The following is a 7,300-nucleotide window of genomic DNA, read 5'->3' as shown; positions in this document are numbered from 1 at the left end:
CTCTCCCCCGCAAAGCCGGGGGAGAGGGAGTAGCTCGGTGGGCCTCGCAAAGCCTCGGCCCACCCTACAATCCCCCGGATGGCCCCCGAAGACCTCCTGCTCGTCGCGCTCATCTTCGTCGTCGCCGCGCTGTACTCGTCCGTCGGCCACGCCGGGGCGTCCGGGTATCTCGCGGTCATGGCCCTGTTCGGGCTGCAACAATCGGTCGCGAAGCCGACGGCACTCACCCTCAACATCCTCGTCGCCACGATCACGGCGGCCCAGTTCGCGAGGGCGAACCATTTCTCGTGGCGAATCCTCTGGCCGTTCCTCGTCGGGTCGATGCCGTTCGCGTTCTTCGGCGGGTCGGTCACGCTGCCGGACTACGGGTACAAGCTGGTCGTCGCGCTCGTGCTGCTCGTGGCCGCGCTGCGGCTCATGATGCGGACCGTGCCGAAGGAAGCCGTGACGAACCCGCCGGCGGTCCCGATGGCGGTCGCGACCGGCGCGGGCGTCGGGCTGCTCGCCGGGCTGACCGGGACCGGCGGCGGCGTGTTCCTGACGCCGCTGTTGCTGTTCTTCCGCTGGGCGGACACGAAGGCCGCGGCCGGCGTGTCGGCGGCGTTCATCCTGGGGAACTCACTCGCGGGGCTGGCCGGCATCTTCTCGAAGGGGCAAACGCTGCCGACGGTCGGCGGGCCGTGGGTGGTCGCGGCCGGCGTCGGCGGATTGATCGGCAGCTACCTCGGAGCGCGGAGGTTCGACGGCGGCCTGCTGCGGAAGTTGCTCGGCGTGGCCCTGCTGGTCGCGGTCGTGAAGCTGGTGCTGGAGACGTTCCGGGTGTGAATCGGCGGTTTCTACTTCAGCTCGCGCAGCGCCTCGACCGCCGGCCGGTGGTCCGGCTTGCACCGCAGGGCCGCCTCGAACGCCGCCCTCGCCGCGGGCCGGTCGCCCCGCTTCTTGTGGCAGTGGCCGAGGTTGAAGTGCGCCAGGGCGTGGTCCGGCTTCAACGCCGCCGTCCGCTCGAACGCCGCCGCCGCGGCGGCCGTGTCGCCGACCAGGAACGCCGCCACGCCGTACTGGAACCACCCCTCGACCGACTCCGGGTCGCGGGCCGTCAGCTCCCGCAATACCCCGCGTGCGCCGTGCGGGTCGTTGCCTTGAATGAGCGTCCGCCCCAACAACAATCGGGCCGCGGAGGCGTTCGGGTCGTTCGCGATCAACTGCCGCAGCTCGCCGACGCCCTTCGCGGTTCGGCCGTCGGCGAGGAGGCCGCTCGCGTACAGGACCCGGTTCGCGGTCCCGGTCGCCCGCTTCAGCACGTCCTCGACCACATTGTCCGGCCACGCCGGGTCGTCCACCATCTCGGTATGCCGCCCCCACTCGGCCGCGGCCCGGTCCGCGTCCCCGAGCCGCTGGAGGGCGTCGCCCCGCAGCCCGGCCATCCGCTTCCGGCAGAGCGGGTTCGACCGGTGCGGCTCGGTGACGCGAACGACCCCGGCCCAGTCGCCGCGCCTCGCCAGCACCTGCGATTGAATCAGCGCCGCCCGCGGGCCGTTCGACCCTTCCGCCAGCCGCCCCGCCGCGTCCGTGTCGCCGGCGTCGAACAGCACCTCGGCGAGCCGCAGTTTCGCCTCCGGCCGGTCCGCCGGGGCGCGGTCGGCGGCCCGCTTCAAACAATCCGTCCCCCGGTCCGGCTCGAATAGCACGAGCGTCAGCCCCTGGAGGTACGGCCACCGCCAGTCGGCCGGGTCGAGCCGCTCGGCGACCTCGAACGCCCGCACCGAGTCCGTGTCGAAGTCGTTCGCCCGCAGCACCATCCCGAGTTCGCCCCAGGCGGCGGCGCTCCGCGGGTCGGCTTTCACCGCGGCGGTCGCCTTCGCAACGGCGTCGGCCACCGCCGGGTCGGCGCGGCTCACGTCCACGGCCGGCGGGTCCGGCACGGCGGGCCGATTCCAGAGCCAAACCCCGGCGGCGACCGCAACGACCAGCCCGCCCGTAATCCCGACTCGCTTCGATAACCTCATGGCGTCACCGCCTTCCCCTGCCCGCGGGTGAGCGTGATGAGCCGGTCCGCGGTCCCGCCGGGGAACTCTTCCCGCAGGCCGTCCGGCCATTCGACGCGCATCGCGTCGAGGGCCGTTACACTTCCGAGGCCGAAGTGAACCCGCGGGTCGCCGCTCGTGCAGTAGCTCTGGCCGGGGTTCGACCGGCCGCGCCATTGCTTGTCTTTCGCCCGCACCGTCACCACCGCGCCGAGTGCGTCGCGGTTCCCGCGCGGATCGACCGCCTTCACCAGCAGCCAGTGCCCGGCCTTCGGCGCGACGTTCTTGAACACCCGCACCGGGCCTTCGATGGAAGAAACGATCAAATCCATCGCGCCGTCGTTGTCGAGGTCGGCCCACGCCAACCCGCGATGCACGCCGGGCGTGCCGGTGAACGCCGGGCTGTCCGCGGACACGTCCCGGAACGTGCCGCCGCCGGCGTTCGCGAACAGCTGGTTCCGCTCCGCGTAGGCGTGCCAGAACGCCGGCAGGTCGGCCCCCGGCGTGCCGACCAGCGGCGTCCGCGCCCGCATCACCCGGCCGTTCGCGACGGCCAAATCGACGCGCCCGTCGTGGTCGAAGTCGATGGCGACGGTCCCGAACCCGGTCCCCCGCCACGCCGGCCGCGCGAGGCCGGCTTCCCCGGTCGCGTCCTTGAACCGGCCGGGCGAATCCTGCCGCCAGAGCGTGTGCAACTCCTCGGCCAGGTGCGTGACGAACACGTCGTCCCGGCCGTCGCCGTGCAGGTCGGCGACGGCCACGCCCATGTTCGCCCGGACGTTCCCCACCGCGTCGAACGCCACCCGCCGCTCGGCCGCCTCGTCCCGGAACGTGCCGTTCCGCTGGTTCACCCACAGGTGGTTCGGCTTCGCGTCGTTCGCCACGAGCAGGTCCGGCCACCCGTCGCCGGTGAAGTCGGCGCACCCGACGCCGAGGCCGTTGCTCGGCTTCGCCGCGAGGCCGGACGAGACGGTCACGTCGTCGTACGTGCCGTTCCCGCGGTTACGGAACAGCCGGGCGGCGGTGCCGGGGAACTGGTTCGGGTGGCAGAAGTCGCCGCGGCCGCTGCCGTCCACGCACGGCTTCGACGGGTCGTAATCGACGTAGTTCGCGACGAGCAGATCGAGCCACCCGTCGCGGTCGAAATCGACGAAGCAGCACGACGTGCCCCACCGCGGCTGGGCGACGCCGGCGCGGTCGGTCACGTCCTCGAACTTCCCGCCGCCGCTGTTGCGGAACAGCCGCCCGCCGCCGTACTGGGAGACGTACACGTCCGCGAACCCGTCGTTGTCAAAATCGCCGACGGCCACGCCCATGCCGTGTCCGGCGACATCCAGCCCGGACCCGGCCGACGCGTCGCGGAACGTGCCGTCCGGCTCGTGGTGGAAGAGCTTGTGCCTCGCGGTCGCCTTCGGCCCGGCGTTGTTCAGCACGATCAGATCGAGGCGGCCGTCGTTGTCGAAGTCGATGACGCCGAGGCCGGACCCCATGACCTGCGGCATGAAGTACTTGTCCGTCGGCCCGGCCTGCTGGCGGAACGCGAGGCCGACCGTCGCGGTCGCGTCCGCGAACCACGCCGGGCCGGCCGGTTGCGGCGCGGTCGGCGGTGGCGGGGACGACGAGCAGGCCGTGAGGAGGGCGGGCAGAAGTAGGCAGCCCACGAGTGACGATCTCATGGGCTGCGATTCTAACCCGCGTCCCGGCCGAAAGCGAACGGGAATCCCGGTCAGATGACGGCCTCGAACTCCTTCACTTCCTTCTTCAGCCCGGCGAACACGCCGTTGTCGTCGAACGTGTCGAACCCGGCCCCGCCGACGAACACGGCCTCCTTCTCGGCCCGCACGTTCGTCGCGGTGATCGTGTCGTTCCCGGCGTCCGTCACCACGGTCAGGCTCTCGCGGAGCTGCACGCCGTTGAGCGTCACCCGGTCGTCCCCGTCCCCGGTCTCGACGCTCGCGTTGAACGCCGACACCTGGGACAAGAGCACCCGGTCGGCCCCCTCGTCGGTGTTCACGCTCAGGTCCTTGCCGACGGCGACGGCGTTCCCCAGCGTGACCACGTCGTCCCCCTTGCCGGCGTCGATCGCCATGTCCTCGCCGACGGTCAGGGTGTCCAGGATCATGAAGTCGTCGGCGTCCTTCGTGCCGACGGCGAGGGTCTTGCCGACCGTCGTGCGGGTGACGAATAGCGTCGCGTCGCCGTCCTCGAACGCCAGGTCCATGTCCCCGCCGACGGCCGTGTTCGCGATGCCGAACAGGTCGTCGCCCTGGCCGCCGGTGACCGTGAAGTTGGCCCCGGTTCGGACGTTGCTGACCTCGACGGTGTCGCTGCCGTCGCCGACATCGACGCCGATGTCGTTGCTCGCGTTCAGCGCGATCAGGAAGACGTGGTCATTGCCGGCCTCCATCTTGAACTCGGCCTGGACGAGGCCGCCGGTCGTGAGCGTGACGGCCGGCCGCCCGTTCACGGTCGTGCCAGCGTTCCCGGTGACGGTGACGGTGTTGCCGGCCTGGATCACCCGGATGTCGTTGTCGGCCGCGTCGCCGAGGACGGTCAGCTGGCCGCCGACGAGGGCGGCGGTGACGTTCCCGCTCGGGTTCTCGCGGGCTTCGAGCGTCGTCAGGGCGAGCCGGGGGGTGGCGCGTCGGGTCATCGCGATCTCCGTGGGTGGGTGGGCGAAGGTATCGGACGCTCCGAGGAGGCGGTTCCCGCGGCGCGACCCGCCATGAGAAAATCGGAAATCCCTCGCGACCCGCGGCCGCCCGGTCTCTGTTGACACCGGCGCGGCCCGCTCGCTATAGGCCCGCCCGCCACGGGGGGTGGGCCGATGCCGTTGAAGCCGTTCGCCAAGATGTTGCTCCGCCGCGTGCCGCTCGCCCGGCGGGTGAAGCGCCGCCTGCGCCCGGTCGCCGCCCCGGCCGCCGACGACCCGACGTTCCCGGCCCGCAAGGCGGCGAAGCTCGCCCGCGTCCGGCCGCTGCTCCGAACCGACCTGCCGTGCGTCGAGACGCCGGGGTTCTTCGACTTCCTCAGCGCCGACCTGCGGAAGCAGTTCCACATCACCGACACGGACAACGTCAGCGCGAACGAGTACGGCGAGGACTCCATCGACCTGATCGCCGCGTACCCGGACGGGATGATCCTCGACTGCGGGGCCGGGCTGCGGAACGTCTACTACGACAACGTGGTGAACTTCGAGATCTGCTCGTACCCGACCACCGACGTGCGCGGCGTCGGCGAGCGGCTGCCGTTCCGGGACGGCGTGTTCGACGCCGTGTTCTCGCTGAACGTGCTGGAGCACGTCCGCGACCCGTTCGCGTGCGCGAAGGAGATCGTCCGCGTGCTGAAGCCGGGGGGGAAACTGTTCGCCGTCGTGCCGTTCCTGCAACCGCTGCACGGCTACCCGCAGCACTACTTCAACATGACCGGCGAGGGCCTGCGGAGTCTGTTCGAGGATAGCGGCATGGCCATCGACAAGCAGGCCGTGCTGCCGAGCGGCACGCCGATCTGGACGCTGACGTGGTTCCTGCGGAGTTGGGCGGCGGCGCTGCCGGCCGCGGCCCGGAAGGAGTTCCTGGACCAGAAGGTCGGCGACCTGTTGGGCGACGCCCGCGACCACTTCGCCCGCCCGTTCGTCCGCGACCTGCCGACGGCGACGAACTTCGAGCTGGCCTCGACCACGGCCCTGTACGCGCGGAAGAAGGCGTAAAAACGGCCCGCAGATGACGCGGACTTCGACGCAGATGAAGAGGATAAGAACCGAAATCCGGTTCTGGTTTTTATCCTCTTCATCTGCGTCGAAGTCCGCGTCATCTGCGGGCCATTCTTAGGTTTCGTACACGATCCGGCCGTGCTTCGCCGCCCGGCTGATGCGGTCGCTGGCGTACATTCCGGCGAGCACGAACTCGACGCACGACGCCCGGACCGCGTCGCTCTCCCCGGCGTTCACCTCGAACGCCTTCTCCCACGCCCGCGGGACCCGCTTCAGCCGCTTCGCGTACTCGGCGCTCGGCAGCAGGTCGCCGACCTCGATCTTCACGCCCTTGCCGAAGACTTCCGCGATCTCGTCCAGCCCGTGCTTCTCGACGTACTCCTCGAAGACGACCCGAATCGCGTCCGCCACGATCGCGTCCAGCACCTGCTTCTCGCTCATCTGGTTCGACCCCATCAGGTCGAGTTCGAGCTTGCCGAGGGAGGAGGTCGGCAGGTGGCCGAGGTCGCTGATCCGCGGGACGGCCGGCTTCTCGCCGAGTTTCACGCCACGGTGGCGGGCGCTGGCCACCATCGTCCGGTAGTTTGCCATGCTGAACCGGGCGCTCACGCCGCTGGCGTGGTCCACGTACTTCGACTTCCGGGCCGACACGCTGACCTGCTCGATGATCTCCTTCATGAAGTACGGCACGAACACCGGGAACTCGCCGCCGAGGTCGAGGCCGTTCTCCGCGTCGATGATCTCGATGCCGAGCTGCCGCTCCCGCGGGTAGTGCGTCTGGATCAAGGAGCCGATGCGGTCCTTCAGCTGCGGGATCACCTTGCCGGACCGGTTGTAGGTCGTCGGGTTCGCGCTGAAGAGGATGAGCACGTCCAGGTCGAACTGGATCGGGTAGCCGCGGATTTGTACGTCCCGCTCTTCGAGGATGTTGAACAGGCCGACCTGGATCAGGTCGTCCAGCTCCGGGATCTCGTTCATGGCGAAGATGCCGCGGTGCATGCGGGGGATGAGGCCGAAGTGCAGGGCGTCCTCGGCGCTCATGCTCGTACCGGCGGCGAGCTTCGCCGGGTCGATCTCGCCGATGATGTCGGCGAACTTCGTGCCGGGGGCCAGTCGCTCGGCGTACCGCTCCTTCCGATGCCACCACGCGATCGGGATTTGATCTTCCGGCGTGTTCGCCACCAGCTCCTTGCCGGCCTTCGTGATCGGGTGGTACGGGTCCTCGTGGACCGGCGAGCCGGGGATGGCGAGGTACGGCAGGTACTCGTCCAGGAACCGCACGAGCGACCGCATGATGCGGGACTTCGCCTGCCCCTTCTCGCCGAGGAAGAGCATGTCGTGCCCGGCGAGGATGGCGATGTTGATCTCCGGGATGACGGTGTCGTCGTACCCGACGATGCCGGGGAAGAGGTCGTCGGTCGATTTCATCGCGGCGAGGAAGTTGTCGCGGAGTTCGTGCTTGACGGACTTCGACTGCCAGCCGGACTCGCGGAGTTGCTTCAAGGTCGTGGGACGGTCGCTCACGGTTCGCTCCTGCGGGGAATTCCACATTGTAGGCAACCCG

At 70.0% G+C, this 7,300-nt stretch carries 6 protein-coding genes; 2 read left to right on the top strand and 4 right to left on the bottom strand.

Annotation, left to right across the window (positions count from 1 at the left end; all coding sequences use genetic code 11):
* Positions 1–78: 78 nt before the first annotated feature.
* Positions 79–825, top strand: a complete 747-nt coding sequence (locus tag AC5JJ2_RS16105; RefSeq protein ID WP_495859033.1) for a sulfite exporter TauE/SafE family protein — start codon at positions 79–81, stop codon at positions 823–825.
* Positions 826–836: 11 nt separating this feature from the next.
* On the opposite strand, the gene AC5JJ2_RS16100 is transcribed toward AC5JJ2_RS16105, so the two are convergent.
* Genes AC5JJ2_RS16100 through AC5JJ2_RS16090 form a run of 3 tightly spaced genes read right to left on the bottom strand, consistent with a single transcriptional unit; the run spans position 837 to position 4,677 of the window.
* Positions 837–2,006: a tetratricopeptide repeat protein gene (locus tag AC5JJ2_RS16100; protein ID WP_495859032.1), complete on the bottom strand. Its 1,170-nt coding sequence runs from the start codon at positions 2,004–2,006 to the stop codon at positions 837–839.
* Positions 2,003–3,700, bottom strand: coding sequence for a CRTAC1 family protein (locus AC5JJ2_RS16095; protein ID WP_495859031.1), 1,698 nt, complete (start codon positions 3,698–3,700; stop codon positions 2,003–2,005). The genes AC5JJ2_RS16100 and AC5JJ2_RS16095 overlap by 4 nt, the downstream gene beginning before the upstream one ends.
* A 50-nt stretch (positions 3,701–3,750) precedes the next feature.
* Positions 3,751–4,677 (bottom strand): hypothetical protein, encoded by a 927-nt coding sequence (locus tag AC5JJ2_RS16090; RefSeq protein WP_495859030.1) that lies wholly within the window; start codon positions 4,675–4,677, stop codon positions 3,751–3,753.
* 174 nt (positions 4,678–4,851) lie between these two features.
* On the opposite strand from AC5JJ2_RS16090, the gene AC5JJ2_RS16085 reads away from it, so the two are divergent.
* Positions 4,852–5,733: a methyltransferase domain-containing protein gene (locus AC5JJ2_RS16085; RefSeq protein WP_495859029.1), complete on the top strand. Its 882-nt coding sequence runs from the start codon at positions 4,852–4,854 to the stop codon at positions 5,731–5,733.
* Positions 5,734–5,850: 117 nt separating this feature from the next.
* On the opposite strand, the gene AC5JJ2_RS16080 is transcribed toward AC5JJ2_RS16085, so the two are convergent.
* Positions 5,851–7,287, bottom strand: coding sequence for a magnesium chelatase ATPase subunit I (locus tag AC5JJ2_RS16080; protein WP_495859028.1), 1,437 nt, complete (start codon positions 7,285–7,287; stop codon positions 5,851–5,853).
* Positions 7,288–7,300 lie beyond the last annotated feature (13 nt).

Source organism: Limnoglobus sp., from assembly GCF_059499385.1.
Note: the sequence above shows the minus strand (reverse complement) of the source record. Positions and strands in the feature narration are given on the sequence as shown.